The organism is Bradyrhizobium cajani (genome assembly GCF_009759665.1).
Taxonomy (GTDB): domain Bacteria; phylum Pseudomonadota; class Alphaproteobacteria; order Rhizobiales; family Xanthobacteraceae; genus Bradyrhizobium; species Bradyrhizobium cajani.
In genome coordinates, this window is sequence record NZ_WQNE01000019.1 from 101,235 (window position 1) to 127,929 (window position 26,695).

A 26,695-nucleotide genomic window follows, 5' to 3' on the forward strand; every position below is an offset into this window, starting at 1 on the left:
CTTGCCCCGTTTCTTGCCCCGTTCCCCAAACCGTCCGTCTCAGTCGATGATGAAGCCGAAATCGCCGCGGATACCGTCGATCGGATCGACGCGCCGCGCGATGCCATAGAGGCGGTTCATGCGGCCGAGCAGCGCCGTCTGCGCGTCCGAGGCCGGCGCAAAGCCGTCGTCGGGCCGCGACAATTCCTTCTGGGCGACCGCGCGCACCACATAGGGCGTCACGATCACCATCAGCTCGGTCTCGTTGTTGACGAAGTCCTGGCTGCGGAACAACGCACCGATGATCGGCACCTGGTCGACGCCGGGCAGGCCATTGATCGCCTGCTTGGTCTGCTGCTGGATCAGGCCGGCCATCGCCATCGAGCCGCCGGAGGGAATTTCCAGCGTGGTCTCGGCGCGGCGGGTCTGGATCGAAGGGATGGTGATCGAGCTGGTCGAGGTCGAGGACACCGCCTGGGTCACGGAGATGGCGTTCTGGCTTGACAGCTCCGAAACCTCGGTCATCACCCGCAGGCTGATGCGGCCTTCGCTGAGCACGACCGGGGTGAAGTTCAGCGAGATGCCGAACTTCTTGTAGGTGATCTGAGTGGTACAGACGTGGGTGACCGGATCGCAGGAATAGCCTGCGGGGATCGGGAATTCGCCGCCGGCGATGAAGGTGGCGGATTCGCCCGAGATCGCGGTCAGACTCGGCTCGGCGAGCGTGCGCATCACGCCGGCGCTTTCCATCGCGCGCATCGTTGCGCTGACCGTGGCGACGCCCTTGGCAAGGCCGGCAACGCCAAGCCCGTTGCTGCTGACGAGCGGCCCGCCGGAGACGGAGAATGGGTTGGAATTGTTGAAGTTCACGACCGCCGTGCCGGCGTTCAGGCTGGCGCTGAGATCGACGCCGAGCTGCTTGACGATGTCGCGGCGTACTTCGCCGACGACGACCTTGAGCATCACCTGGTCGCGGCCGCGCACGACGATGTTGTTGACGACCTTGTCGTTGCCGCCGACGAGTTTCGCGGCGACTTCCCCGGCCTGCTGGGCCTCGACCGGGCTCGACACCGAGCCGGTCAGCATCACGCTGTCGCCGACGCCTTCGATCTGCACGCCCGGCAGCGACTGGCGCAGCGCCGCGCGCATGCCGTTGAGGTCGCGCTTGACCGCGATGTCGTAGGAGGCGACCTGCTGGCCGTCGGCGGTGAAGAACACGACGTTGGTCTGGCCGACCTGGCCGCCGATGATATAGGCGCGCTGGGCCGAGCGGATCACCGCATTGGCGATCTTGGGATCGGCCACCAGCACGTCCTTGACCTCGCGCGGCAGGTCGATGACGACGGACTTGCCGACGCCGAGCGACAGGAAGCGCGTGCGGGCCGGCGCGATCGACGCGACCGGCGCCACGCCGAGATCCGGCGCCTGCATCGGCGCCTGATCCCCCACCGGCGCATCGGCGGCGCTGACGAAGTCGGGGACTGCGAGCAGTCCCAGCATCAGCATCGTCCCCGTCCAGAACGAGCGCGCGCGCTTCCCCCGAATGCGCAGGCCCGTCCGATCATCCCCGTAGTTCATACTATCCCCATCATCACTTCTGTGACGTCAGTTGCCGCACCTGCACGCCGTAGCGGATCACGTTGATTCCGCCGGATCGCTTGACCGCCTGGTCCTCGATCGTGAGTTCTGTTGCGTTGACATCGACGATGCTGCGCAGCGCGAGCTGGAGCGTTCCGCCCTGGCGCGCGGCCGACAGCGTCGCGACCTGGTCGGGCTTGAGCTCGAGCGTGACGGTCTTGCCGATCACGGCGGTCTGGCCGTCTTTTTCCTTCGGCGCCTGGTCGATCGCGAGCACGCGTATGTTGGTCAGGATGATCTCGGACAGGATGAGGTCGTTGCCGCCGGTCGGGCCGTTGGTGTCGGGATTCTTCAGGCGGCGGGTCAGCACGATGTCGACGCGGTCGTTCGGCAGGATGAAGCCGCCGGCGGCCGTTTCGGCTGAAATCTCGGTGGAGACAGCCCGCATGCCCGACGGCAAAATTGCGGCCATGAAGCCCGAGCCGTCCGCCTTGACCAGCTTCTGATCGCGGATCGGTTCGCCCTGCATCAACGGCACCCGCGCGATCGAGCCCGCGATCTGGGTCTGTGCCTCGGGCCTGCTGTCGCGGCGGATGAAGGCGCTGCTCGCCGTCGCCGCCGGCCAGGCCTGCCATTGCAGGTCCTCAGGCTTCACAGCCTGGCCTAGCTGTATGTCGTTCTTGGCGATGAGAATCTCGATCGTCGGCAGCTTCTCGGCGACGGGAAGCGCGGGCGCGGGCTTGTTGTCAAAGCCGCTCGCCAGATACGCGGCGACGCCGCCTGCGCCCAGCGCGATGACGAGTACGACGATGCGTGCGGTGTTCATACGCTTCTACTCTTACGCGGGGCACTCGAACCGCACGTAGCGGGTTCCCCTGCGTCGATGAGTAGGGAGTAAAAGTATAAGGGGTGTTGCGAGGCCGAATGTGGTGGCCGGTCGCGATGCTGGTTTTCGGCAGATGGTGAACGCGGCGTTAGCCGGTCGGCCAGCGGCCCCCGTAGATTCACGTAAGCCGGCAGCCGCGCGCGGAGGCGGCGCGGGGCGTCATGGTGAACGGGTGGTTAGTAGCGGGCGCGCAGTGTTTCCATTGATGTCGTAGCCCGGATGGAGCGCAGCGCAATCCGGGACCACGAGGCGCGCTGTGAGATCTCGGATTGCGCTGCGCTCCATCCGGGCTACGGGACCGGCGCTTACTTCGCCCGCTTCTGTTCGATCGCGTCCCAGACCTTGGCTGCCACATCCGGCCCGCCGAGCCGCGCGATGGCGCGGATGCCGGTCGGCGAGGTCACGTTGATCTCGGTGAGGTTGCCGTTGATGACGTCGATGCCGACGAACAGGAGGCCGCGCTCGCGCAGCGCCGGCCCGACCGTCGTGCAGATCTCGCGTTCGCGCGGAGTGAGCTCGGTCTCCTGCGCCGCGCCGCCGCGCACCATGTTGGAGCGGAGGTCGTCCGCGGCGGGCACGCGGTTCACCGCGCCGGCGAACTCGCCGTTGACGAGGATGATGCGCTTGTCGCCGTGCTTCACCTCGGGGATAAACTGCTGGATCACCCAGGGCTCCTTGAAGGTGACCGAGAACATGTCGAACAGCGAGCCGAAATTCATGTCCTGCGGCATCACGCGGAACACCGCGGCGCCGCCATGGCCGTGCAGCGGCTTCATCACCACGGCGCCGTGCCTGTCGCGGAATGCGTTGATCTCGTCCAGGTCGCGCGAGATCAGGGTCGGCGGCATCAGCTGCGGAAAGTTCATCACGAACAGCTTTTCCGGCGCGTTGCGCACCGAGGCCGGGTCGTTGACGACCAGCGTCTTCGGGTGGATGCGCTCCAGAAAATGGGTCGAGGTGATGTAGGCGAGGTCGAATGGCGGATCCTGGCGGAGCAAGATCACGTCGAAGCCATTGAGCGCCTCGCGCCTGGGCTCGCCGAGGGTGAAATGGTCGCCAGACTCGTCGCGCACGGTGAGGAGCTGGACGGGAGCCACGATCTCGTCGCCGACCATCGAGAGCTTGTCCGGCGTGTAATAGGACAGGCCGTGGCCGCGCTTCTGCGCCTCCAGAAGCAGCGCAAAGGTGGAATCACCCTTGATGTTGATGCGGGCGATGGGATCCATCTGGACGGCGACGTTCAGTTTCATGGTCTGCCTTTCAGGTCGAGGCGTCGAATGCCGCCAACACATGGCGCGGAAGTGATCGCGGCGCAATCAGCATGGCGTCGAATCGTAGTTCGAATTCGGCATGCTCGGGATGCGCCACGAGCCAGCCTTGCGCGGCGTTGACGATGCGCTGCTGCTGGCGCGGCGTCACGGCAAAGGCGGCGTCATCCAGCGTCGCGCGCGCCTTGACCTCGACGAAGGCGATCAAATTGCGGCGGCGCGCCACGATGTCGATCTCGCCATGCGGCGTGCGGTAGCGCTTGGCCAGGATACGATAGCCCTTGGCCATGAGATAGGCGGCGGCGCGGCTCTCGGCGGAGATGCCGGTGCGGAACGCGGCGACGCGGTCGGGCGAGGCGACCCTCGGTTCCGTCGTTCCCTCAGTCTTCGCCATCGTCGCCCCGCAGGTCTTTCGCGAGCTCGAGCGCGCGGGCATAGACCTCGCGGCGCGGCCGGCCCGACAGCGCGACCGCATGCGCGACGGCATCCTTGACGCTGTGCGCGGCGAGCTGCTGACGCAGCAGATCGTCCAGCGCATCCGATGTCAGCACCTCGGCGTCCGCCGGGGGCGGGCCGATCACCAGCACGAACTCGCCGCGCGTCTCCAGCGCAGCTGCGTCGCGCGCCAGCTCGCGCAATGTGGCGCGCGAGATTTCCTCGTGCAGTTTCGTGAGCTCGCGGCAGATCGCGGCTTCACGCGTCCCCATGATCTCGGCGAGTTCGGCAAGGGTATCCTGCACGCGGTTGCCGGATTCGAACATCACCAGCGTCGCATCGATGCGGGCGAGCTCGGCAAGGCGCGATTTTCGCGCGGCCGATTTCGCCGGCAGAAAGCCCTCGAAGAAGAAGCGGTCGGTCGGCAGCGCCGCCACCGACAGCGCCGCCAGCACGGAGGACGGGCCGGGCAGCGCATAGACGGCGTGGCCGGCGGCGCAGACCTCGCGCACCAGCTTGAAGCCGGGATCGGAGATCAGCGGCGTGCCGGCATCCGAGACCAGCGCGACCGAGCCGCCCTGCGCCAGCGCCTCCAGGATCCTTGGACGCGCGGCTTCCGCGTTGTGCTCGTGATATGGCTTGAGCTGGGCTGCGATGGCGTAGCGCTCGGTCAGCCGGCGCGTGATGCGGGTATCCTCGCAGGCGATGACGTCGACGCCGGCCAGCGTCTGAAGCGCCCGCAGGGTGATGTCGCCGAGATTGCCGATCGGGGTTGCCACCAGATGGAGGCCCGGCGCTGCCTTCGCCGCCGCCAGGCGATGGGCGTCGATCGAAAAACCGCGTGAGGCGGGGTCCGCATCTTCAGGCGTATTTATCGGGGCCGGCTTTGCGCGCATAATGAGTTGAACTTAGGCATGATCCCTGGGACTGGGAACCGCTCCTCCGAAAAAGATCGCAGCGGGGCGAGTACCGAGTCGTGGGACGAGGACGGGAATGTGATCCATCCGGGGTCACATTCGGGAGGGACTGAAGCGTCAGCGCCATATTCAGGGCGGAAACGCCGCCTTGATGCGGGGGGACGGACGGCGAACAGCTGGCCAGGAACGGAGGGCGATCGCGTTAAGCGGTCATTATCCTTTTGTTTTGGTTAACTATTTGCCGACATTATGCCTGAATCCGCGGGTTGTGTCGCGGAATAGTTGTGGTGACGGGTCCGAACAGGGCTGGTCGAGAGAAGAGCTGCCATGGTGGGCCCGCGTACTCCCAAGTCTTCGTCTCCGGGGTCCCGATCGTCGGGGGCGACCCGGCGGAGCGCGATTGGCCTGCTGCTCGGCGCGCCCCTGCTGTCGGCCTGCGCCGGCGTGCAGCAGAGCCTGAGCCAGTTCTCCAATCCGTTCAGCAGCTCCTCCGCGCCGCCGGCCCAGCCGGCCGGTCCGCAGCAACAGGCCACGACCGCGGGCACCGGCGGGGTCAAGGTCGCCGTGATCCTGCCGCTCTCGGCCGCCGGCAACGCCGGCCTTGCCGCGCAATCCATGCGCAATGCCGCCGAGATGGCGCTGGCCGAGTTTCAGAATCCCAATATCCAGCTCCTGATCAAGGACGACAATGGCAGCCCGCAGGGCGCGCAGGCAGGTGCGCAGCAGGCGGTTGACGAGGGCGCCGAGATCATCCTGGGGCCGCTGTTCGCACAATCGGTGCCGGCGGTGGCGCAGGTCGCGCGCACGCGCGGCATTTCCGTGATCGCGTTCTCGACCGATTCGAGCATCGCCGGCCGCGGCGTCTATCTGCTCAGCTTCCTGCCGGAGTCAGACGTCAACCGCATCATCGAATATTCCGCCAGCATCGGAAAGCGCTCCGTCGCCGTGCTGGTGCCCGACAATGCCTACGGCAATGTCGTCGAGGCCGCGGTGAAGGCGGCGGTGCCGCGGCGTGGCGGCCGCATCGTCGCGTTCGAGAAATACGGCGCCGATCGCGCCACGCCGGCCCGCACCGTGGCGCAGCAGCTCGGCAGCGCCGACGCACTGTTCATCGCCGACGACGGCGATGCCGTCGTCGCGGTGGCCGATGCCATGACCGCGGCGGGCGCCAATTTGCGCAACATCCAGATGCTCGGCACTGGCCTGTGGGACAATCCGCGCGTCTATGCCAGCTCCGCACTGCAAGGCGGCCTCTACGCCGCGCCCGATCCGGCCGGCTTTCGCGCCTTCTCCGGCCGCTACCGCACCAAATACGGCGCCGAGCCGGTGCGCACGGCGACGCTGGCCTATGACGCCGTCGCCCTCGTCGCCGCGCTCGCGCGCACGCAGGGCACCACGCGCTTCTCGCCGGACGTGCTCACCAACCCCTCCGGCTTTGCCGGCATCGATGGCCTGTTCCGCTTCCGCGCCGACGGCACCAATGAACGTGGGCTCGCCGTGATGAAGGTGACGACCGGCGGCGGCGTTGCAGTCGCGGGCTCGCCGAAGAGCTTTGGGGCGTGATGGCCTCGTAGCCCGGATGGAGCGCAGCGTAATCCGGGAACAGTCTCTCCGCGTAGACAGATCCCGGATTTCGCTACGCTCCATCCGGGCTACGGCAGCTCGTTACGCCGCCAGATCCGCGACCACCGCGTCCAGCACCGGGAATCCGCTGCTGGTCACGCGCAGGCGTCCCGTGGCGTCGACGGTGATCGCACCTTCCTCGCGCAGCAGCGCAATGCGGCCGGGATCGAGCGGGCGGCCGGAAAGCGCGGTGTAGCGCTCGGGGTCGATGCCCTCGGCGAGGCGCAGCCCCATCAGCAGGAATTCGTCGGCGCGTTCCTCGCTGTTGAGGAGATCGTCGGTGACGATGCCGTGGCCGTTGGTCTCGACCCGCATCAGCCAGGCCTCGGGACGCTTCTCGGTGGCGGTGGCGTGGCGCACGCCGTCGATGTCGAGCCGGCCATGCGCGCCGGGACCGATGCCGGCATATTCGTCACCGCGCCAGTAGACCAGATTGTGCCGGCACTCGGCGCCGCGCCGCGCGTGATTTGAAATCTCGTAGGCGGGGAGCCCGAGCTTCTCGCAGGTCTCCTGCGTGACGTCGTAGAGCGCGCGCGCGACCGCTTCGTCCGGCGTCTTCAATTTGCCGGCCTGGTGCAGGCCGAAGAACGGCGTGCCTTCCTCGATCGTGAGCTGATAGAGCGACAGATGCTCGGCGGCCTCATTGATCGCGAGCCGCAGCTCATCGGCCCACATCGCCGGCGTCTGGTCGGGGCGGGCGTAGATCAGGTCGAACGAATAACGCTCGAACGAGCGGCGCGCGATCGCGACGGCATCGAGTGCCTCGCGCGCGCTGTGCATGCGGCCCAGCGCCTTCAGCGAGACATCGTCGAGCGCCTGCACGCCGAGCGAGACGCGGTTGACGCCGGCGGCGCGATAGCCCGCGAAGCGGGTGGCCTCGACACTGGTCGGGTTTGCTTCCAGCGTCACCTCGACATCGCCGGCGACGGTCCAGTGCCTGCCGATCGCATCGAGCACCGCGCCGACGGTTGCGGGCTGCATCAGGGACGGCGTGCCGCCGCCGAGAAAGATCGAGGTGACCTCGCGGCCTCCCGCGCGCTGCGCCGTCGTCTCGATCTCGCGGGCGAAGGCGGCCGCAAAGCGGCCCTCGTCGATCGCGGCGTGGCGGACATGGCTGTTGAAATCGCAATAGGGGCACTTCGACAGGCAGAACGGCCAGTGCACGTAGACGCCGAAGGCTTCCTTAGCGCGGCTCAAGGCAGATCTCCGCCAGTTTCACGAAGGCGCGGGCGCGGTGCGACAGGCCGAGGCCAATCGGCGGCAGGCCGTGCTTCTCGACGCTCTCCATCTCGCCGAAGGTACGGCTGTGGTCCTCGGGCAGGAACATCGGATCATAGCCGAAGCCGGCGGTGCCGCGCGGCGGCCAGACCAGCGTGCCGTCGACGCGCGCCTCGACCTCTTCGAGATGATCGTCGGGCCAGGCGACGCAGAGCGCTGAGACGAAGTGCGCCTTGCGCTTGTCCGGCGTGGTGGCGCCGCGCTCCTGCAACAGGCGCTCGATCTGCGCCATCGCCGCGGCGAAGTCCTTGGCCGGGCCGGCCCAGCGCGCGCTGTAGATGCCGGGCGCGCCGTCGAGCGCGTCGACCACGATGCCGGAATCATCGGCGAAGGCGGGAAGCCTGGCCGCCTGCGCCGCCGCGATCGCCTTGATCGCGGCATTGCTGCGGAAATCGTTGCCGGTCTCCTCCGGCTCGGGCAGGCCGAGCTCGCCCGCCGACACCGCCTCGATGCCGTACGGCGCAAGCAGCTCCCGCATCTCGGCGAGCTTGCCGGGATTGTGGGTGGCGATGACGAGCTTGTCCGTGATTCGGCGGTGCATGGCCTATTGACTACGCTACCGCCAGTTTCTGCAAGTCCACGAGACGCGCGACGCCCTTGCGCGCCAGGGCCATCAGCGCCAGGAACTCGGCTTCGCTGAACGGCTCGCGTTCCGCGGTGCCCTGCACCTCGATGATGCGGCCGTCGCCCGTCATGACGAAATTGGCGTCGGTCTGGGCTTCCGAATCCTCGGCATAGTCAAGATCGAGCACCGGCGTGCCATTGTAGATGCCGCACGAGATCGCGGCGACGTTGTCGCGGAGCACGTTGGCCTTGATCATGTTGCGCGCCTTCATCCAGTTGATGCAGTCGGCAAGCGCGACCCAGGCGCCGGTGATCGAGGCCGTGCGCGTGCCGCCGTCGGCCTGGAGCACGTCGCAATCGACCGTGATCTGGCGCTCACCGAGCGCTTCGAGGTCGACGATGGTGCGAAGCGAGCGGCCGATCAGGCGCTGAATCTCGACGGTGCGGCCGCTCTGTTTTCCCGCAGAGGCTTCGCGGCGGGTGCGTTCCGAGGTCGCGCGTGGCAGCATGCCGTATTCGGCGGTGACCCAGCCGCGGCCCTGGCCCTTCAGCCACGGCGGCAGGCGGTCTTCCAGCGTGGCGGTGACCAGCACATGGGTGTCGCCGAATTTCACGAGGCACGAGCCCTCCGCATATTTGACCACGCCGCGCTCCAGCGTCACGGGGCGCAATTCGTCGGGCGCACGGCGGCTTGGCCGCATGGGAAATCCTCCAAAACTCGCAGGTGTAGGGCTGTTCGCGGTGCTTGTAGGTGGGGTGAGGGTGGGCGGCAAGGTTTTTTCACCCCTGATTTCGAACCCGCAAACGCCACGCTTGTCAGAAGCGTCCGGGATGGACAAATTATGAGCATCTGAGAGGAGTTACCGTCTGTGGCCCATCACGATCCGATCCATCTGATCGCGCCGCGCGCAGGCCTCGCCCAGCTCAACGAGCGTTCCCGCGACATCTTTCGTCAAATTGTCGAAAGCTATCTCGCGACAGGCGAGCCGGTCGGCTCGCGCAACATCTCGCGCCTGATCGCCTTGCCGCTGTCGCCGGCCTCGGTCCGCAACGTCATGGCCGATCTGGAACAGCTCGGCCTGATCTATGCCCCGCATACCTCCGCCGGCCGCCTGCCGACGGAACTCGGCCTGCGTTTCTTCGTCGATGCCTTGATGCAGGTTGGCGATCTCAGCGAGGCCGAGCGGCAGTCGATCCAGAGCCAGCTTGCTTCCGTCGGCCAGGCCCAATCGGTCGAGGCGGCGCTGGAGCAGGCGCTGACGCAGCTCTCGGGTCTCACGCGGGCCGCCGCGGTCGTGTTGACGCCGAAGTCGAATGCGAGGCTCAAACATATCGAATTCGTCCGGCTGGAACCCGAAAGGGCGCTGGTGATCCTGGTCGGCGAGGATGGCCAGGTCGAAAACCGTGTCCTGACGCTGCCGCCCGGGGTTCCCTCCTCGGCCATCATTGAAGCCGGCAATTTCCTCAATGCACGAATCCGCGGCCGGACCCTGGCCGAAGCGCGGCTCGAGCTCGAGACCGCGCTCGCGGAGGCGCGCGCCGAGCTCGACCAGCTGACGCAGAAGGTGATCTCGGCCGGCATCGCGAGCTGGTCCGGTGGCGAGAACGAGAACCGCCAGCTCATCGTTCGCGGTCACGCCAACCTGCTCGAAGACCTGCATGCGCTGGAGGATCTGGAGCGGGTGCGGCTGTTGTTCGACGATCTCGAGACCAAGCGCGGCGTGATCGACCTGCTTGGCCGGGCCGAGACCGCGGAGGGCGTGCGGATCTTCATCGGCAGCGAGAACAAGCTGTTCTCGCTGTCGGGCTCCTCCACCATCATCTCGCCCTATCGGGATGCCGCCGGCCATATCGTCGGCGTTCTCGGCGTGATCGGTCCGACACGGCTGAATTATGCCCGCGTGATCCCGACCGTGGACTATGCCGCCCGCATCGTCAGCCGCCTTTTGGGGGGCTGACCGGCGTTTCCTCCGATCACGGGCGCTTGATTTTCGTCTCTTTAGGCACGATATCCGGGCCAACAATCCCTGGAAACGAGTTCGAGATTAGAGCCGATGAACGATCGAGACCGGCAACCCGAAGACACGGCCGCGCCGACGGCTGAACCCGTGGTGTCAAAGCCCTACATCATGCCCGACGATCCCGAGCCGGGTTCGGTCGAAACGTTGCAGAAGGAAGCCACCGAGGCGCGCGACCGCATGCTGCGAACGCTGGCCGAGATGGAGAATTTGCGCAAGCGCACCACCAAGGAGGTCGCCGACGCCCGCCTCTATGGCATCACCGGCTTTGCCCGCGACGTGCTCGACATCGCCGACAATCTTCAGCGCGCGCTCGATGCCGTTCCGGCCGAGGCCCGCGCCGCCGCCGATCCCGGCCTGATTTCGCTGATCGAGGGCGTCGAGCTCACCGAGCGCTCGCTGCTCAACGCGCTGGAGAAGCACGGCGTGAAGAAGTTCGATCCCCAGGGCCAGAAGTTCGATCCGAACTTCCAGCAGGCGATGTTCGAGGTGCCCGATCCGTCGGTGCCGTCGGGCACCGTGGTCCAGGTCGTGCAGGCCGGCTACACCATCGGCGAGCGCGTGCTGCGCCCGGCCCTGGTCGGTGTCGCCAAAGGCGGCGCGAAGGCGACAGCCGCCGCCAACAGCAACGAGTCGAACTGAGCGGCGTAAACCGCTTCCTGAAATCTTGGTGTCATTCCGGGGCGATGCGAAGCATCGAACTACGGTGCGCAATTGCGCACCTGAGAATCTCGAGATTCCGGGTTTGGCTCTGCGAGCCGCCCCGGAATGACCGCGCGAAGTTCCTACGCGCTCATCGCGATATCCGCGGACTGAATCCGCTTCACGCCGGCCTTGGCCATGTCGGCCCAGGCCTTTGCCAGCGAGCCCTGCGTGTCGATGCCGCGGCAGGCGTCTTCGACCACATAGGTCTCGAAGCCCGCCTTGCGCGCGTCGAGCGCGGTCCAGGCGACGCAGAAATCCGTCGCGAGGCCGGCGACGAAGACGCGCTTGATCTTGCGCCCCTTCAGATAGCCGGCAAGTCCCGTCGAGGTCTTGCCGTCGGCTTCGAGGAAGGCCGAATAGCTGTCGACGTCCTTGTGAAAGCCCTTGCGGATGATGAGCTCGGCCTGCGGGATCGATAGATCCTTCGAAAGTGCTGCGCCGTCCGTGCCCTGCACGCAATGATCCGGCCACAGCACCTGCTTGCCGTAGGGCAGGTCGATGGTCTCGAACGGCTTCTTGCCGGAGTGTACTGACGCAAACGAAACATGGCCGGGCGTGTGCCAGTCCTGCGTCATCACGACGTTCGAAAACGCTTTCGCCATTTTGTTGATGACGGGCACGACCTGCTCGCCGTCCTTCACCGCGAGGCTGCCGCCCGGCAGAAAACAGTTCTGGACGTCGATCACGAGCAGCACGGAGGTCTCGTCCGGCTTGATCGATGTGGCCGCAAGGAGTGCGCCCGGAGCGAGGGCCGCAAGCGCGCTCGTCCCAAGCGCTGTCAAAATCTGTCGTCGATCCAACATCGTTCGCCTCCCTCAGGATGAGCCCAGTGGAGCCGAAGCCTAGTTCCGCGCGCGAGCGAACAGAAGCCCGAAAATGCAGCCGGTTCTGGTGAGGGGTTGGGCTCGCAGCCCCAACATCACTGTCGTCCCGGGGCGCGCAAAGCGCGAGCCCGGGATCTATAACCACAGGGAGAGGTTTGGCGAAGACTCTTCGTGGGACTGCGACCGACGGCAACCGCGAGATCACGCGGTATGGATCCCCGCCCCCGTGCGCAATTGCGCAACTAGGCGGGGATGACACCGAGTGTGTTGCGCCGCCTTCGCCTTACCCCTTCGGCTGGATGCCGTCGCGCACGGCGCGGAAGCGGGTGAAGGCGGCTGGCCACTGGTCGCGCGGGGCGCTGGCGATGATGCGCAGCGAGGCGCCGCCGCTCGAGAAGCGGATCCACTGCACCACGGTCACCGGGGTCTTGTCCTTGCCGCTGACGCCGTCGATCCGGGTCTCGAAACCCTGCTGGCCGTTGATGCGGATCGGCTCCGACATGGTGACGCGCGATTCGCGCACGCCGGGGATTTGCAGCGCTGCTTCCTGGGCGAAGCGGGCGCGGTCGTCGGCCTGCTGCGGGGTGGCGCCGATCAGGCCGAGGATCATGAACGGCTTCGACTCATAGCCCATGCTTTCGTTGCCGTCGGCCAGGATGATGCTGGCGCCCGGGGCCAGCGTGCGGATGTCCTTGAAGTCGGCGAGATCGGTGATCTTGAACGGCATCAGCGCGATCTGCTCTTCGGTCGAGACCTGCTTGCGGGTGACGGTGCTCGCAAACATCTGCCGCACCGCCTCGTCGGTGTAGATCTTGGTCGCATTCTCGGGGATCTGGACCGCGACATAGCCGGAGAATCCGGCGCCCGGCACGATCATCGAATAGCGCTTCACCGGGGTCTCGCCCGCCTTGCCGCTTTCGGTGGTGAAATAGGCAAGACCCGCGGGGGTCTCGATCTTGTCCTGCTTGACGCCGGCGGTGCCGGCTGGATTCGAATTGAAGGCGCTCACGACCTCGCCATAGGCCGCCGGCGGCAGCTCGGTGATCAGCACCTTGACGCTGCCGTCCCCGCTCTCGAAGCCCGGAAAGGTCTTTGCCGTGCTCAGCCCGATCAGCGGCACCATGCCGAGGCGCAAGCCCGGCGGGAAAACGGCGTCGGCTGCCCCGGCTGGAAGCGCCGAGGCGACGAGGAGGGCGAGCGCGGCGAGGGGGCGGATCAGCTTCATGGGCACTCTGATTGGTTCATATTGAGGCCGTTCGATGGTCGGTCACCGGGCCCCTTTGTCGCGCCAAGCAGCCCCGATGGCGGCTGCCCGGCGCCCGCCTTTTAGCGGGTTTGGCCTTGCTGCAACAGAGCGGGCCAGGTTGCGGCGGCGGGGCCGGCCGGCCGCCGGACCTGTTAATAATTCCTCACCCGCAAGGGCGGTTCAGCCCGGATGTGATCTGCCAAAACCCAATGTTTTCACGGCCGAAACGTGATCCCGGTCCTTGCGGGCCCCTCCCCCCCTCCTATATGAGCGTCAACCATCGCAATATCGCGAATGTTTGATCTTAGGGGGTTTCGGATCGGGTGCCTTCTGGGCCCAGCCAACCTGCCGCAAAAAGAAGGATATCAGGACCATGGGAAAGGTCATTGGGATCGACCTCGGCACCACGAACTCGTGCGTCGCCGTAATGGATGGCAAGAACGCCAAAGTCATCGAGAATTCCGAAGGCATGCGCACGACGCCTTCGATCGTCGCCGTCACCGACGACGGTGAGCGTCTCGTCGGCCAGCCGGCCAAGCGCCAGGCGGTCACCAATCCCGAGCGCACCTTCTTCGCAGTGAAGCGCCTCATCGGCCGCCGCTACGACGACCCGATGGTCGAGAAGGACAAGAAGCTCGTTCCCTACAAGATCGTGAAGGCTTCCAACGGCGACGCCTGGGTCGAGGCCGACGGCCAGACCTACTCGCCCTCGCAGGTCTCGGCGTTCATCTTGCAGAAGATGAAGGAGACCGCGGAAGCCCATCTCGGCCAGAAGGTCGACCAGGCCGTCATCACCGTTCCCGCCTACTTCAACGACGCCCAGCGCCAGGCGACCAAGGACGCCGGCAAGATCGCGGGCCTCGAAGTGCTGCGCATCATCAATGAGCCGACCGCAGCCGCGCTCGCCTATGGCCTGGACAAGACCAAGGCCGGCACGATCGCCGTGTATGACCTCGGCGGCGGCACGTTCGATATCTCCATTCTCGAAATCGGCGACGGCGTGTTCGAGGTGAAGTCGACCAACGGCGACACCTTCCTCGGCGGCGAAGATTTCGACATGCGCCTCGTTGGCTACCTCGCCGACGAGTTCCAGAAGGAGCAGGGCATCAACCTGCGCAACGACAAGCTTGCTTTGCAGCGCCTGAAGGAGGCCGCTGAAAAGGCCAAGATCGAGCTGTCGTCGACGACGCAGACCGAGATCAACCTGCCCTTCATCACCGCGGACCAGACCGGCCCGAAGCATCTGACGATGAAGCTCACCCGCGCCAAGTTCGAGGCGCTGGTCGACGACCTCATCCAGAAGACCGTCGAGCCCTGCCGCAAGGCGCTGAAGGATGCCGGCGTCACCGCCGGTGAGATCGGCGAAGTGGTGCTGGTCGGCGGCATGTCGCGCATGCCGAAGGTCCAGGAAGTCGTGAAGCAGTTGTTCGGCAAGGAGCCGCACAAGGGTGTCAACCCGGACGAAGTCGTGGCGATCGGTGCCGCGATCCAGGCTGGCGTGCTCCAGGGCGACGTCAAGGACGTGCTGCTGCTCGACGTGACCCCGCTGTCGCTGGGCATCGAGACGCTGGGCGGCGTGTTCACCCGCATCATCGACCGCAACACCACGATCCCGACCAAGAAGAGCCAGGTGTTCTCGACCGCCGAGGACAACCAGAACGCGGTCACCATCCGCGTCTTCCAGGGCGAGCGTGAGATGGCGGCCGACAACAAGATGCTCGGCCAGTTCGACCTGATGGGCATTCCGCCGGCCCCGCGCGGCATGCCGCAGATCGAGGTGACGTTCGACATCGACGCCAACGGCATCGTCAACGTCTCGGCCAAGGACAAGGCGACCGGCAAGGAGCAGCAGATCCGCATCCAGGCCTCCGGCGGTCTGTCGGAAGCCGACATCGAGAAGATGGTCAAGGATGCCGAAGCCAATGCCGCGGCCGACAAGCAGCGCCGCGAGGCGGTCGATGCCAAGAACCATGCCGACGCGCTGGTGCACTCCACCGAGAAGGCGCTGGCCGAGCATGGCTCCAAGGTCGCCGAAGGCGAGCGCCGCGCCATCGAGGATGCCGTCAGCGATCTCAAGGAAGCGCTGAAGGGCAACGATGCCGAGGCGATCAAGGCCAAGACCAACACGCTGGCGCAGGCTTCGATGAAGCTCGGCGAGGCGATGTACAAGCAGCAGGCCGAAGCCGATGCGGCCAAGGACGCTGCGAAGGACGACGTCGTCGACGCGGAGTTCACCGAAGTCGACGACGACAAGAACAACAAGAAGTCCGCTTGAACCCCAAGAGGGTGATCATGCGGACGGCTTGGACCCCACACGCGCTACCGGCCTCCTCCCTCGCGGGGGAGGCCGTCGTGCCTGGCGGGGCGGGCGAGGCGCCCGTTACGATCGATCAATTCCCAGCCGTTATTCTGAACGCCGCCAAGCTGCCCTCTGCCGCGAAGCGGAAGGCTACCTATATCGTCGCGTGGGAACGCCATTTCTCGCCGACCTGACCTGCGATTGGATAGACCGAGTCCGACATGTCCACGTCCGCCAAGCGCTGCTATTACGAAACCCTCGAAGTCGAACGCGATGCTGACGATTCGGTCCTGAAATCGTCGTTCCGCAAGCTGGCGATGAAGTTCCACCCCGACCGCAATCCGGGGGACAACACCAGCGAAGTCAAATTCAAGGAAATCAACGAGGCCTACGAGGTCCTGAAAGACAAGGACAAGCGCGCCGCCTATGACCGTTACGGCCATGCCGCCTTCGAGCAGGGCGGCGGCGGTGCCGGTTTCGGCGCAGGCTTTGCCTCCTCCTTCTCCGACATCTTCGAAGATCTGTTCGGCATGGCCGGCCAGCGCGGCCGCGGCGGCCGTGAGCGCGGCGCCGACCTGCGCTACAACATGGAGATCACGCTCGAGGAAGCCTTCGGCGGCAAGACCGCGCAGATCGAGATTCCGGTCTCGGTCACCTGCGAGCCCTGTTCGGGCACCGGCGCCAAGGCCGGCACCAAGCCGAAGACCTGCTCGACCTGCGGCGGCGCCGGTCGGGTGCGGCAGTCACAGGGCTTCTTCACGCTGGAACGCACCTGCCCCGGCTGCCAGGGCCGCGGCCAGATGATCGAGGACGCCTGTCCGTCGTGCTCGGGACAGGGCCGGGTCACCCGCGAGCGTACCCTCTCGGTCAACATCCCCCAGGGCGTCGAGGACGGCACCCGGATCAGGCTCGCCGGCGAAGGCGAGGCCGGTGTCCGGGGCGGCCCGCCCGGCGACCTCTACATCTTCCTGTCTCTGGCCCAGCACCAGTTCTTCCAGCGCGATGGCGCGGACCTGCATTGCCGCGTGCCGATCTCGATGGTGACGGCGGCGCTCGGCGGCGAATTCGAGGTGCCGACCATCGAGAAGGCCAAGACCAAGGTGAAAGTCCCGGCCGGGACCCAGTCGGGCCGCCGATTCCGCATTGCATCAAAGGGCATGCCGGTGCTGCGCTCGCGCCAGATGGGCGACATGTATGTCCAGGTCGTGGTCGAGACCCCGCAGAACCTCACCAAGAAGCAGCAGGAATTGCTGGCCGAGTTCGAGAAGCTCTCCTCCGGCAACACCCAGCCGGAATCCGAAGGTTTCTTCGCCAAGGTCAAGGATTTCTTCGGTAATCGGGCGAGTTGACTCGTCTTGACCGTGCCGCCTCCGGCCTATACGTGTTTATGACCATTTTCTGACACGCCGCGTCCCGCGGTCCCGTCCGGTCCTGACATGCCATTGCCATCGTCCGCGCGTGCGTTGAAGAAGCCTCGTCTCGATGACGAGGTGCGCTTTCTCAGATCGTGGATCGAAAAACCGCTGCATATGGGCGCGGTGATGCCGTCGGGCAAGCTGCTGGCCCGGACCATGGCCCATTACGTCGATATCGACTCGGACGCACCGGTGGTCGAGCTCGGGCCCGGCACCGGCGCCATCACCTCGGCCCTGGTCGAGCGCGGCGTCGAGCAGAAGCGTCTCGTCCTCGTCGAATACAATCCCGGCTTCTGCGCGCTGCTGCGCGACCGCTATCCGCAGGCGAAGGTGGTGCAGGGCGATGCCTATCGTTTGCGCGACACGCTGTGGAACGTGCTGAGCGCGCCGGCCTCTGCCGTCGTTTCCGGACTGCCGCTGGTGACGAAGCCGATGCTGACGCGGCTGCGGCTCGTTCGCGATGCCTTCACGGCCCTGGCGCCCGGCGCGCCCTTCGTCCAGTTCACCTATGCGGTGGTGCCGCCGATCCCGAAATCGCTGCCCGGCGTGTCCACAGAGGCCTCGGAACGGATCTGGATGAACCTTCCGCCGGCTCGCGTCTGGGTGTATCGCAAGGACTAATTCCGCCGGCGTCCTTCTTTGCGCGGCGGGCTCGTTTCGCCGAACGCATTGGATTGGATGTCCGCACCCAAGATCCTGGTCATTCCCGGCTCGCTGCGCACCGGCTCGCATAACGCGAAGCTGGCGGCGGTCGCGGCCTATGAATTCGCCCAAGCCGGCGTCGATGTCACTCGCATCTCGCTCGCCGATTTTCCGCTGCCGATCTATGACGGTGATCTCCAGGCCAGGTCCGGCGTGCCCAAGCACGCCGTCAATCTCAAGCGCATGATGGGTGCGCATCATGGCGTGCTCTTCGTATCGCCCGAATACAACGCCTCGGTGCCGCCGCTGCTGAAGAACGCGATTGACTGGGTCAGCCGCGTGCAGGATCCCCACGAGGCGCGTGGCGAGGTGTTCCGCAACCGAGCCTTCGCACTCGCCGGCGCCTCGCAGAGCCGGCTCGGCGCCGCCCGCGCGCTCCAGGCGTTGCGGCTGATCCTGACCTCCTGCCACGCCACCGTGATTGCCAGCCAGCTCACGCTCGCCTTTGCCCACGAGGCCTATGACGATATGGACAGGCTGAAGAACCCGGCCGACAGCGACGCGCTGAAGGAAACGGTGCGGCAGTTGATCGACATTTCCCAACGCATGATGTGAGGTGACATGACGCCAGCCGAGATCGCCCCGAAGGACCGCCTGATCGTTGCTCTCGATCTGCCGAGCGTTGATGCCGCGGAAGCGATGATCAACCGGCTCGGCGACAGCGTCACCTTCTACAAGATCGGGTATCGGCTTGTTTATGCCGGCGGATTGCCGCTGGTCGGCAAGCTCGCCGACAAGGGCAAGAAGGTCTTCCTCGATCTCAAGCTGCACGACATCGGCAACACCGTGACGCAGGGCGTGGAGAGCATCACCCGGCTGGGAGCGACCTTCCTCACCGTGCACGCCTATCCTCAGACCATGAAGGGCGCCGTCGAGGGCCGCGGCAATTCCAGCCTGAAGATCCTCGCCGTCACCGTGCTGACGTCCTACAACGATGACGATCTGCATGCGGCCGGCTATCGGCTCAGTGTTTCCGAGCTCGTCGAAGCGCGCGCCCAGCAGGCGCAGGTGCTCGGCGTCGATGGGCTCGTCTCGTCGCCCGAGGAGGTGGGTGCCTTGCGCAAGGTCGTCGGACACCAGATGCACCTCGTCACGCCAGGCATCCGGCCGGCCGGTTCGGCCAGCGGAGACCAGAAGCGCATCATGACGCCGGGCCGCGCCATTGCCGCCGGCGCCGACTATCTTGTCGTCGGGCGGCCGGTGGTGGAAGCTGCTGATCCCAGGGCCACGGCTGATGCCATCCAGGCCGAGATCGCAGCGGCGCTCGGAGGATGATCCGGACCCGAAGGGCCGCGTTAGCGAAAAGTGTGCAGCGGTTTTCTCTCGCGACAAACGCGGAACGCGTTTGCGCGGAGATCATGCGCAAATAGAGACCAGCAAAAGGGAGAAGAACAATGGCAAAAGGCTACTGGATCGGGCGCGTCGACGTGAACAACGACGAGGGCTACAAGCCCTACATCGCCGCGAATGGTCCGATCTTCCAGAAATGGGGCGGCCGTTTCGTCGTTCGCGGCGGCAAGTTCACAACCGTCGAAGGCGCCAGCCGCAGCCGCAACGTCGTGATCGAATTCCCGGACTACGAGACCGCGATCGCCTGCTACAATTCGCCGGAATACCAGGCCAACATCAAGGTGCGCCAGCCGCACTCCGTCGCCGACCTCATCATCATCGAGGGCTATGACGTCCCGCAGCCCTGAAGACGGATTGTCACGACAGCCTATCCTCGGTTGATGCGAACATGATCCGCGCGGACAGAACGCGCGCGATGATGGTACGCAATCGAGAGACCGCCGCGGACAGTCCGCTCGCACTCACGCCGATATCGCCTTGACGGCCTCACTCGATCGAACGAGTGGGGCCGTTCGCGCCTGAGACGAAGACTGTCGCCGTCATTGGTCCACTAGCTTGCCGTATTCTTTTGTCCCCAAATGGGGATTGCCGCACCCTTCTCCTTTCATCCAAGGTTGCTGGATTGGAGCCCACACCGATCGGTGATGGGTATCAAGCCAGACCCGAAATCTGCGACGTCCATGACGGGCCGCACGACGACCCGCGTCGCGCATTTCCATGCAAAATGGAGCGGAGATTATGGCACTCATCAATGGAACAGCAGGCGACGATGCGCTGGTTGGCACGGCTGCGGACGACGAGATCAACGGCCTGCAAGGCAACGACACGATCGCCGCTCTCGATGGAAACGATACCGTAAGCGGCGGTCCGGGCAACGATGACATCGATGGCGGTGCCGGCAACGATACCCTGGATGGAAATGCCGGTATCGATACGATCGACGGCGGCGACGGCGATGACGCGATCAATGGCGGCGCGGGCGACGATACGCTGAACGGAAATGCCGGCGTGGACACCATCCATGGAAACGCGGGCATTGATACCATCGATGGCGGAACGGGCGACGATCACCTCTTTGGTGACGCCGGCGACGACAGCATCCACGGCGGGGACGGCAATGATGACGTCCATGGCGGTGCAGGCGCCGACACCCTATGGGGCGATGCCGGCGACGATACGTTGAGCGGCGACGCCGGCAACGACGTATTGAACGGCGGCGACGGTAACGACGTACTTGCCGGCGGCCTCGGAGATGACACCCTGAATGGCGATGCCGGTAACGACACGCTGAACGGCGGACTCGACAATGACCTGCTGAATGGCGGCACCGGTGACGACATCCTGAACGGTGGCGCCGGCGCCGATACGCTGAACGGTGACGACGGCAACGACACTTTGCATGGCAATGCCGGCGACGATCTCATGGATGGCGGCGCCGGGAACGATACGATGTTCGGCGATGCCGGAGACGACCTGATGGCGGGTGGTGCGGGCAACGACACCATGAGCGGCGGTGACGGCGATGACGAACTCAGTGGCGGAGATGGCAACGATACGCTCGACGGCGACGCCGGAGACGACACGCTCGCTGGTGGCGCCGGCGTCGATGTCCTGAATGGCGGAGATGGGGCAGACTCCCTGTCGGGAGGTGCCGGCAATGACACCCTGAATGGCAATGCCGGCGATGACGAGTTGGACGGCGGCAACGGCGCCGACGTCCTCGACGGCGGACTCGGCGACGATGTGCTGACGGGCGACGCGGGAACCGACACGCATAATTTCGGTGACGGCACGGCGACCAATTTCGGCAATGATGAGGTCACCGATCTCAGTGCTGCCGACGGCGATGTCGTTCATGTCGATGCTCCGCCAGGCTTTGATCCGGCCACGGTCATCGTGGACGACGACGGAACCAACACCGTGCTGGACTTCGGCTTTGGTACGATCCAGCTCGACGGCGTCTCGGGCGGCGCGACACCGTTCGAGTCGATCGACGACATCAACAACGCCGCCGGCTACACGGCCATCGAAGTCGTCTAGCGACGGCCAGCGGTGGGGCGGCTGTCAGGCCGCCCCACCCTCTGCGTGTTTTCAGTCAGTGATAGTGCCGGCCAATTATGTATTCGCGTAACCGTCGTGCGATCCCAGCCTCTGGCCCGAGATCGCTGATGAACTTGATTCCGGGACGATCCGCACTGGTGTGGATCGTGTGCTTCAGCGTGTCCGTGAATCTGTTGCTGCTGGTGGTACCTTTCTATTCCATCGAAGTGTTCGACCGTGTGCTCAGCAGTGGTAGCGTTGAGACGCTTGTCGGCCTCACCGTCATCGCCGTAGGCGCTCTCGCCTTCAGCGCCGCCTTCGACACGTTTCGTAACCGGCTGTTGAGCCGGTTCGCCGTTGGGTTCGAGCACTGCCTCGCTCCGATCATCCTTGAAGGCAGCATCATAGGCACGGCGCCGGGCGATGGCAGGCCGCACGATCTCGTCAGGCTTCGCGAGTTGAGGAGTTTCCTGTCGAGCGGAACGGTCACATCGCTGATAGATGCTCCCTTCCTCCCCGTGTTCATACTCATCCTATACTTCCTGCATCCCTGGTATGGCGTCATAGCCTTGATCGGGGTGGGAGTGCTCTTGGCGATGGGTGCTGCTAGCCACTGGATTGCGCGGCGGGAAATCGCGCAGGCTTCGCAGGCCGCGTTGCAGACGCAGGCGATGCTCGATGGAATCGTCCGACACTCCAGAGTGGTGCAGGCGATGGGCTGGACCCGAGCCGCCATCCGCGCGTTCATGAGCCTCAATGACGAAGCCCTGTCGCCGGTCGTGCGGGCCAGCGAACGCATCTACACAATCACGGCCGCCGCGCGAATGGTCAGAACCATCCTCCAGATTGCCGCGATCGGCGTCGGTGCCTGGCTCGTGCTTCAGAACGAGGTGCTGTCCGGAAGTCTGATCGCGAGTTCAATCCTGATCGCTCGCACATTGCAGCCCATGGAAGGGTTGGTCTCGGCTTGGCGCGCGCTGACATCGGCGCAGGACGCCTGGACCCAGGTCAGCAACGCCGCGGCGCCGGTTCTTGCGCGTGCGCAAAAGACGTTGCTGCCGCCGCCATCCGGCCTTCTCGAGGTCGAACGGGTGACGTTTCGGATTGGCGAGACGCCGCGTCCCATTCTCGCGGGCATATCATTTCGATGCCGGCCTTCCGAACTTGTCGTCGTGATCGGACCGACCGGCGCTGGAAAATCCACATTGCTGCGCTTGATGGCAGGCCTCGAGCGGCCGAGCAGCGGTACGATCCGGTTGGACCACGCAGCGCTCCATACCTGGGATCCCGACCAGCTCGGACAATTCGTCGGCTATCTTCCCCAGGACGTGCAGCTCCTGGGTGGGACGGTGGCCGAAGCCATTGCCGGGTTCGACGAATGCGCACGCGACGAGGCGATCGTCGCCGCAGCCATGCTCGCGCAGGCGCATGAAATGATCCTGTCGCTTCCGGCTGGCTACCAGACCGAGATCGGCCGCGACGGCAGCAGGCTGTCCGGTGGCCAGCGTCAGCGCATCGGTCTTGCACGCGCCTTTTTCGGCGATCGCAAATTGATCCTGTTGGATGAGCCCAACGCCAATCTCGACCCGGACGGCGAAGAAGCGTTGTGCTCCGCCATTCAATCAGCCAAAGCCCGCGGCGCAGCATCGGTGATCGTGACCCATCGGCCGCGCCTCCTGACCATCGCCGATGCCGTGCTCCTCTTGAGGGACGGCAAACAGGTCACCTTCGGGTCGCCATATGAGGTTCTTCGCACCCAGCGGCCCGCACCGGTACCGAGTCCGTCCGTGCTCCCTCGCAACGAACCTCACAAGCTGGCGGCGAGGAGGGGACTCCCATGACGCAGACCGGTCATGCCATCGCAATCTCCGCGCCTGTTGCCGGCCTCCGGTCGAGGACGTCGCCGATCGAGCGACCGCGATCCGACATGCGACGCATCATCGCCTGGGGCTGCGTGTTGCTCGTCCTGCAATTTTGCGGCTTCGGCTTATGGGCAACCACCGTTCCGCTCCGCGGCGCCGTCGTGGCACCAGGATTCATCAAGGTCCATTCAAAGCGCAAGGCGGTGCAACACCTGGAAGGCGGAATCATCAAATCGATCTATGTCCGCGAGAATGATCACGTCGAGGCCGGGCAACTCATTGCGCGGCTCGACACCGCGCAGATCGAAGGGACACTTGGTTCTCTCGAAACGAAGTTCTTTGCGGACCTGGCGATGGAAGCCCGGCTGGCGGCGGAGCAAGAGGCCGCGAAGTCAATCCGGTTTCCGGACGAATTGCGGGATAATGCGAACCGTCTCTCCGCACGCATCGCCATTCAAACCCAGCAGGCTGAATTTGCCGCGCGACTGGCCGCGATCGAAAACGAGCGCAAGGTGATCGATCAGCAAATACTGCAGAACGCGGACGCCATCCGCGGCCTGGAGAGCAACACTCAAGGGCTGCAACAGCAACTCAAACTGTTGCGGGAAGAGATAGCCGACACGAGCCATCTCCTGGCAAAAGGTCTCGCCCGGAAACCACGGTTGTTGGCGTTGCAACGTGCTGAAGCGGAGGCCGCCGGACAGGTCGACCGCAATGCCGCATCAATTTCGCAGATGCAGGGCAAGATCTCGGAGTTGCAGGACCGACGTATGCAACTGGGATTCAACCAAAGTCAGGATATCGCCAAGCAGCGGCACGCGACGAGCGAGGAAATCGGCGACCTCAGACATCGAATTGCCGCGTTGCGTGCCCAGCTTGTCCGGTCTGAATTGCGTGCCCCTGAAAGTGGAAGGATTGTCGGCCTCAACAGCAGGGATCTCAATGCCGTGCTTGGACCTCGCGAAACCCTTATGGAAATCGTTCCTACGCAAGATCGGCTAGTCATCGAGGCGACATTGAAGCCTGCCGATCGAGAGGAGGTCCATGTCGGACAGATGGCGCGTGTGCGCGTTCACGCGCTGAACATTCGTCGCCGGCCGATGCTCGAGGGACGGGTCGTCGGTGTTGCGGCAGACGCACTGACCGACAGCCGTTCCGGCGTGAGCTCCTATCTGGCCGAGATTGAGCTGGACCCCAACGCGCCGACGGCCTCCTACATCCCGACATTGATGCCTGGAATGCCGGTCGAGATATTTGTCGAGACAGGGGAACGAACTTTTGCGGAATATCTTTTGCAGCCGATGACGCTACGGATCAACCGTGCGTTCAGGGAGAATTAAGCGCTGGGACGGGGGCGGGCCCACGACGGAGGTGACCGTGCATGAGTGCAGTAAGGCACTACCTTCCGCACAGGATGAGCTTCGTTCCGATTGCGTCGAGCGCGCCTCGAAGCAAGGCAGTGACGGACGTGGTCCTTCAGGGCCTTGTCCGGAGCCACGCCCACAGCAAACCGCAATGGAATACTTTGCGAACGCCATGGCGGAATTGCTCGGCTGCAGGAACTGCTACGTCGCGATGATATCCTCCTCCGGGCTGGATGAAGTCAGGATCGGCGACGTACCTGCCGATCCGTCATGCACGACGATGGTTGAGCGAATTGCGCGCAAGGGCACCGTCGAGGACGTTGCCTCTCTCGAGCCGATCAATTCCCGGACCTCCTTCGTGCGAAAGTTGATCGGCGCCGAACCCCCGATAAAGGGTCACTCGGTCATTGGCAGATTTGCCTCCGGCGAGCGGACCACCGTCGTATTTGTGGCCGGATGGCGACCCACCGCGCTTGCCGAAGCCGAAATCCCCGGTCTGGCGCATACCGTGCGCCCGATATGGAGGGCTGCTCATTCGCTTGCCCGTCAGGCGCCGGGCCATGTCGATGCGCAGCTCTGGCTCGAAGAGCTGACCTTTCCCGCCATCGTCGCCGACCAGGGATTGCACGTTTACGAAGTCAATCGTGGTGGACGCGTGCTGCTTGCCAAGCGCGAGCTGCTAAGGGTGGATGGAGGCAGGCTCGCCGGCGCATGCAGTTCCGTAACCGAGAGCTTGCGGCGGGCGATCCGGAGGGTGCTCGGTGAGAGCGGGACTCGTGGATTGTTCAATACTACGGTACCGCTCTCGATGGATCGCCAGCAATTCGCCTTCGCCAAGATCGGCGCTGTTCCGACGCATGACGAGCTGGGAAGGGCCCTCATCGTCGTGCCGCAATTCGACGATGTGCACGGCGCGCACTGCATTGCATCTGCCTTTGGGTTGAACTGGGCTGAGGAAAGGATCGTCGCGCGTATTCTTCAATTCCAGTGCCCTCGCGATATCGGAGCTGAGCTTCGACTGACCGAGGCAACGGTGCGAACTTACACCAAGAGGATCATGCTCAAATTGGGCATCAATCGACAGTCGGAATTCTTTCTTCTGTATCATCTCACCCAGTCACCTTTTGGCGCGGGCCGGCGCGAGAACTTGGTGAGCCGGCCGGCCTCCGCTGATCCATTGAACGAAGACCGGCCGATGAGTTTGCGGACGGCGGGCAAGCGTTCGTCTGACTGAGTACGGGACTCTCCGTGATGTCGCGTCGCATGAGCTGCGCAGGTTTCCTCCATCGGGCTTTCGCCGTGCTGGCATTGGCTGGGGCCGGCTTCCATGCCGATGCTCAGGACATTCAATTGGCGCTTCCGATTGCCTGCGAGCCTGGCCGCACCTGCTACATCCAGAACTACACCGATCTCGATCCATCTCGGTCGGCGCGAGATTACAAATGCGGCACGCTGACTTATGACAACCACAACGGCACCGACTTTCGCTTGCCCTCACTTGCAGCGCAAAAGACCGGCGTGGAGGTGCGCGCCGCGGCAGGCGGCCGCATTCTGCGTACACGCAACGACGCTCTGGACGACGCTTTCACGAAATCGGGACGCGAAGCAGTGCGCGAGACCGAATGCGGCAATGGCGTCGTGATCGAACATCCGGGGCAGTGGGAAACCCAGTACTGCCACCTGGCCGCCGGCAGTGTGTTGGTCAATGTCGGCGACAAGGTCGAACCTGGACAGCCGATCGGCCGTGTCGGTCTTTCCGGCCTCACGGAGTATCCCCACCTGCATTTCACCGTGAGGCACAATGGTGCGGTCGTCGATCCCTTTGCGTATGGGGTTCGTCCCGGGTCTTGCGAGGGCGGTCAATCCCTCTGGCTTGCTGCCATCCGCTCGAAACTCGAATATCAGGAACGAGCCATCCTCAATGCAGGCTTTACGACGGGCCCGGTCACGATGGAACTCATCGAGGACGGCAGTGCCGAGCGGCAAACGCCGTCTGCCAGCTCGATGGCGATCGTCGCGTTCGTTCGCGCTATCGGGCTGAAGGCAGGCGACGCGCAATGGCTGGTCATCAAGGGTCCCCTCGAGAATGTCATCGCGGAAAATCGGTCTGCGCCGCTTCAGGGCAACAAGGCGCAATTCATGCTTTTTGCGGGGAAGAAGCGCCCTCCTGGGGGGTGGGACCGTGGCACCTACAAGGCGACCTATGTCATCGAGCGCGATGGCCAGGTCGTGCTCAAAAAGGACCTGGAGCTCACACTTTAGCTCGCGCCTGGGTGCGCGGGATCCGGCTCCAAGAGCGGTTTGAAGGCCTGATCGGTTGCCGGAACGGCCCGCTCCCGCTA

General features: G+C 64.9%; 24 protein-coding genes. 14 read left to right on the forward strand and 10 right to left on the reverse strand.

Translation table 11 applies throughout. The annotated features are described in order from the left end of the window. Window positions 1–39: 39 nt before the first annotated feature. The 5 genes from GPL20_RS22340 to rsmI form a co-directional block, all read right to left on the reverse strand. Window positions 40–1,557 carry a type II and III secretion system protein family protein gene (locus GPL20_RS22340; protein ID WP_157331654.1) on the reverse strand — a complete coding sequence of 506 codons (1,518 nt, stop codon included), beginning with the start codon at window positions 1,555–1,557 and terminating at the stop codon, window positions 40–42. 13 nt (window positions 1,558–1,570) lie between these two features. Beyond that, the gene (gene cpaB, locus GPL20_RS22345; RefSeq protein WP_157331656.1) at window positions 1,571–2,383 is read right to left on the reverse strand and encodes a Flp pilus assembly protein CpaB; all 813 of its coding nucleotides are present in this window, start codon (window positions 2,381–2,383) and stop codon (window positions 1,571–1,573) included. 365 nt (window positions 2,384–2,748) lie between these two features. Continuing rightward, on the reverse strand, window positions 2,749–3,693 hold the full coding sequence (gene gshB, locus GPL20_RS22350; RefSeq protein ID WP_157331657.1) for a glutathione synthase: 945 nt from the start codon (window positions 3,691–3,693) through the stop codon (window positions 2,749–2,751). A gap of 10 nt (window positions 3,694–3,703) precedes the next feature. After that, window positions 3,704–4,105 (reverse strand): YraN family protein, encoded by a 402-nt coding sequence (locus tag GPL20_RS22355; RefSeq protein WP_157331659.1) that lies wholly within the window; start codon window positions 4,103–4,105, stop codon window positions 3,704–3,706. After that, complete coding sequence (gene rsmI, locus GPL20_RS22360; RefSeq protein WP_157331661.1) at window positions 4,092–5,042, reverse strand: 16S rRNA (cytidine(1402)-2'-O)-methyltransferase; 951 nt, start codon at window positions 5,040–5,042, stop codon at window positions 4,092–4,094. Before rsmI ends, GPL20_RS22355 begins: the two co-directional genes overlap by 14 nt. 348 nt (window positions 5,043–5,390) lie before the next feature. Between rsmI and GPL20_RS22365 the strand changes: the two genes are divergently transcribed. Further along, on the forward strand, window positions 5,391–6,626 hold the full coding sequence (locus tag GPL20_RS22365) for a penicillin-binding protein activator (protein ID WP_157331662.1): 1,236 nt from the start codon (window positions 5,391–5,393) through the stop codon (window positions 6,624–6,626). Between the two features lie 102 nt (window positions 6,627–6,728). Here the strand turns inward: GPL20_RS22365 and hemW are convergent, their stop codons facing one another. The 3 genes from hemW to rph are packed head-to-tail and all read right to left on the reverse strand — an operon-like array spanning window position 6,729 to window position 9,229. Further along, window positions 6,729–7,883 carry a radical SAM family heme chaperone HemW gene (gene hemW / locus GPL20_RS22370; RefSeq protein ID WP_157331664.1) on the reverse strand — a complete coding sequence of 385 codons (1,155 nt, stop codon included), beginning with the start codon at window positions 7,881–7,883 and terminating at the stop codon, window positions 6,729–6,731. Further along, window positions 7,870–8,505: an RdgB/HAM1 family non-canonical purine NTP pyrophosphatase gene (rdgB, locus tag GPL20_RS22375; RefSeq protein ID WP_157331665.1), complete on the reverse strand. Its 636-nt coding sequence runs from the start codon at window positions 8,503–8,505 to the stop codon at window positions 7,870–7,872. Before rdgB ends, hemW begins: the two co-directional genes overlap by 14 nt. Window positions 8,506–8,515: 10 nt before the next feature. Next, complete coding sequence (rph, locus tag GPL20_RS22380; RefSeq protein WP_157331667.1) at window positions 8,516–9,229, reverse strand: ribonuclease PH; 714 nt, start codon at window positions 9,227–9,229, stop codon at window positions 8,516–8,518. 168 nt (window positions 9,230–9,397) lie between these two features. Between rph and hrcA the strand changes: the two genes are divergently transcribed. Further along, window positions 9,398–10,486, forward strand: a complete 1,089-nt coding sequence (hrcA, locus tag GPL20_RS22385; protein ID WP_254125897.1) for a heat-inducible transcriptional repressor HrcA — start codon at window positions 9,398–9,400, stop codon at window positions 10,484–10,486. Window positions 10,487–10,582: 96 nt separating this feature from the next. Further along, window positions 10,583–11,188 (forward strand): nucleotide exchange factor GrpE, encoded by a 606-nt coding sequence (gene grpE / locus GPL20_RS22390; protein ID WP_157331668.1) that lies wholly within the window; start codon window positions 10,583–10,585, stop codon window positions 11,186–11,188. Window positions 11,189–11,331: 143 nt separating this feature from the next. Here grpE and pncA read toward each other — a convergent pair whose 3' ends face one another. Both pncA and GPL20_RS22400 read right to left on the reverse strand, forming a co-directional pair. Then, the gene (pncA, locus tag GPL20_RS22395) at window positions 11,332–12,054 is read right to left on the reverse strand and encodes a bifunctional nicotinamidase/pyrazinamidase (RefSeq protein WP_157331670.1); all 723 of its coding nucleotides are present in this window, start codon (window positions 12,052–12,054) and stop codon (window positions 11,332–11,334) included. A 304-nt stretch (window positions 12,055–12,358) separates the two neighbouring features. Beyond that, window positions 12,359–13,300 carry a hypothetical protein gene (locus GPL20_RS22400; protein WP_157331671.1) on the reverse strand — a complete coding sequence of 314 codons (942 nt, stop codon included), beginning with the start codon at window positions 13,298–13,300 and terminating at the stop codon, window positions 12,359–12,361. Between the two features lie 394 nt (window positions 13,301–13,694). Here GPL20_RS22400 and dnaK point away from each other — a divergent pair, with 394 nt between their 5' ends. The 11 genes from dnaK (at window position 13,695) to GPL20_RS22455 (ending at window position 26,615) form a co-directional block, all read left to right on the forward strand. Further along, the gene (dnaK, locus tag GPL20_RS22405; protein WP_157331672.1) at window positions 13,695–15,596 is read left to right on the forward strand and encodes a molecular chaperone DnaK; all 1,902 of its coding nucleotides are present in this window, start codon (window positions 13,695–13,697) and stop codon (window positions 15,594–15,596) included. 245 nt (window positions 15,597–15,841) lie between these two features. Next, window positions 15,842–16,969: a molecular chaperone DnaJ gene (dnaJ, locus tag GPL20_RS22410; protein WP_157331673.1), complete on the forward strand. Its 1,128-nt coding sequence runs from the start codon at window positions 15,842–15,844 to the stop codon at window positions 16,967–16,969. An 87-nt stretch (window positions 16,970–17,056) separates the two neighbouring features. Next, window positions 17,057–17,656 (forward strand): class I SAM-dependent methyltransferase, encoded by a 600-nt coding sequence (locus GPL20_RS22415; RefSeq protein ID WP_157331674.1) that lies wholly within the window; start codon window positions 17,057–17,059, stop codon window positions 17,654–17,656. 57 nt (window positions 17,657–17,713) lie between these two features. Continuing rightward, window positions 17,714–18,292: an NADPH-dependent FMN reductase gene (locus GPL20_RS22420; protein ID WP_157331675.1), complete on the forward strand. Its 579-nt coding sequence runs from the start codon at window positions 17,714–17,716 to the stop codon at window positions 18,290–18,292. Between the two features lie 6 nt (window positions 18,293–18,298). Further along, the gene (gene pyrF, locus GPL20_RS22425; RefSeq protein ID WP_157331676.1) at window positions 18,299–19,012 is read left to right on the forward strand and encodes an orotidine-5'-phosphate decarboxylase; all 714 of its coding nucleotides are present in this window, start codon (window positions 18,299–18,301) and stop codon (window positions 19,010–19,012) included. A 119-nt stretch (window positions 19,013–19,131) separates the two neighbouring features. After that, on the forward strand, window positions 19,132–19,434 hold the full coding sequence (locus GPL20_RS22430) for a DUF1330 domain-containing protein (protein ID WP_157331677.1): 303 nt from the start codon (window positions 19,132–19,134) through the stop codon (window positions 19,432–19,434). Window positions 19,435–19,825: 391 nt separating this feature from the next. Continuing rightward, window positions 19,826–21,127: a calcium-binding protein gene (locus GPL20_RS22435; protein WP_167533148.1), complete on the forward strand. Its 1,302-nt coding sequence runs from the start codon at window positions 19,826–19,828 to the stop codon at window positions 21,125–21,127. A gap of 128 nt (window positions 21,128–21,255) precedes the next feature. Then, a complete protein-coding gene (locus GPL20_RS22440; protein ID WP_167533149.1) occupies window positions 21,256–22,968 on the forward strand; it encodes a type I secretion system permease/ATPase in 1,713 nt (570 codons plus the stop codon). Next, window positions 22,965–24,329, forward strand: a complete 1,365-nt coding sequence (locus GPL20_RS22445; RefSeq protein ID WP_157331679.1) for an HlyD family type I secretion periplasmic adaptor subunit — start codon at window positions 22,965–22,967, stop codon at window positions 24,327–24,329. Before GPL20_RS22440 ends, GPL20_RS22445 begins: the two co-directional genes overlap by 4 nt. A gap of 175 nt (window positions 24,330–24,504) precedes the next feature. After that, window positions 24,505–25,587 (forward strand): helix-turn-helix transcriptional regulator, encoded by a 1,083-nt coding sequence (locus tag GPL20_RS22450; RefSeq protein ID WP_205751193.1) that lies wholly within the window; start codon window positions 24,505–24,507, stop codon window positions 25,585–25,587. Window positions 25,588–25,604: 17 nt separating this feature from the next. Beyond that, window positions 25,605–26,615, forward strand: a complete 1,011-nt coding sequence (locus GPL20_RS22455) for a M23 family metallopeptidase (RefSeq protein WP_246250824.1) — start codon at window positions 25,605–25,607, stop codon at window positions 26,613–26,615. Window positions 26,616–26,695 lie beyond the last annotated feature (80 nt).

Bases quoted from the DNA above. Each gene is read 5' to 3' on its own strand.
- GPL20_RS22400 (WP_157331671.1), bottom strand. From the start codon at position 13,300: ATGAAGCTGATCCGCCCCCTCGCCGCGCTCGCCCTCCTCGTCGCCTCG.
- GPL20_RS22340 (WP_157331654.1), bottom strand. From the start codon at position 1,557: ATGAACTACGGGGATGATCGGACGGGCCTGCGCATTCGGGGGAAGCGC.
- GPL20_RS22355 (WP_157331659.1), bottom strand. From the start codon at position 4,105: ATGGCGAAGACTGAGGGAACGACGGAACCGAGGGTCGCCTCGCCCGAC.
- GPL20_RS22415 (WP_157331674.1), top strand. From the start codon at position 17,057: ATGCCATTGCCATCGTCCGCGCGTGCGTTGAAGAAGCCTCGTCTCGAT.
- pyrF (WP_157331676.1), top strand. From the start codon at position 18,299: ATGACGCCAGCCGAGATCGCCCCGAAGGACCGCCTGATCGTTGCTCTC.
- GPL20_RS22420 (WP_157331675.1), top strand. From the start codon at position 17,714: ATGTCCGCACCCAAGATCCTGGTCATTCCCGGCTCGCTGCGCACCGGC.
- GPL20_RS22450 (WP_205751193.1), top strand. From the start codon at position 24,505: ATGGAATACTTTGCGAACGCCATGGCGGAATTGCTCGGCTGCAGGAAC.
- GPL20_RS22455 (WP_246250824.1), top strand. From the start codon at position 25,605: ATGTCGCGTCGCATGAGCTGCGCAGGTTTCCTCCATCGGGCTTTCGCC.
- GPL20_RS22445 (WP_157331679.1), top strand. From the start codon at position 22,965: ATGACGCAGACCGGTCATGCCATCGCAATCTCCGCGCCTGTTGCCGGC.
- pncA (WP_157331670.1), bottom strand. From the start codon at position 12,054: ATGTTGGATCGACGACAGATTTTGACAGCGCTTGGGACGAGCGCGCTT.
- GPL20_RS22440 (WP_167533149.1), top strand. From the start codon at position 21,256: ATGAACTTGATTCCGGGACGATCCGCACTGGTGTGGATCGTGTGCTTC.
- GPL20_RS22365 (WP_157331662.1), top strand. From the start codon at position 5,391: ATGGTGGGCCCGCGTACTCCCAAGTCTTCGTCTCCGGGGTCCCGATCG.
- cpaB (WP_157331656.1), bottom strand. From the start codon at position 2,383: ATGAACACCGCACGCATCGTCGTACTCGTCATCGCGCTGGGCGCAGGC.
- dnaK (WP_157331672.1), top strand. From the start codon at position 13,695: ATGGGAAAGGTCATTGGGATCGACCTCGGCACCACGAACTCGTGCGTC.
- dnaJ (WP_157331673.1), top strand. From the start codon at position 15,842: ATGTCCACGTCCGCCAAGCGCTGCTATTACGAAACCCTCGAAGTCGAA.
- gshB (WP_157331657.1), bottom strand. From the start codon at position 3,693: ATGAAACTGAACGTCGCCGTCCAGATGGATCCCATCGCCCGCATCAAC.
- rsmI (WP_157331661.1), bottom strand. From the start codon at position 5,042: ATGCGCGCAAAGCCGGCCCCGATAAATACGCCTGAAGATGCGGACCCC.
- GPL20_RS22430 (WP_157331677.1), top strand. From the start codon at position 19,132: ATGGCAAAAGGCTACTGGATCGGGCGCGTCGACGTGAACAACGACGAG.
- rdgB (WP_157331665.1), bottom strand. From the start codon at position 8,505: ATGCACCGCCGAATCACGGACAAGCTCGTCATCGCCACCCACAATCCC.
- grpE (WP_157331668.1), top strand. From the start codon at position 10,583: ATGAACGATCGAGACCGGCAACCCGAAGACACGGCCGCGCCGACGGCT.
- GPL20_RS22435 (WP_167533148.1), top strand. From the start codon at position 19,826: ATGGCACTCATCAATGGAACAGCAGGCGACGATGCGCTGGTTGGCACG.
- rph (WP_157331667.1), bottom strand. From the start codon at position 9,229: ATGCGGCCAAGCCGCCGTGCGCCCGACGAATTGCGCCCCGTGACGCTG.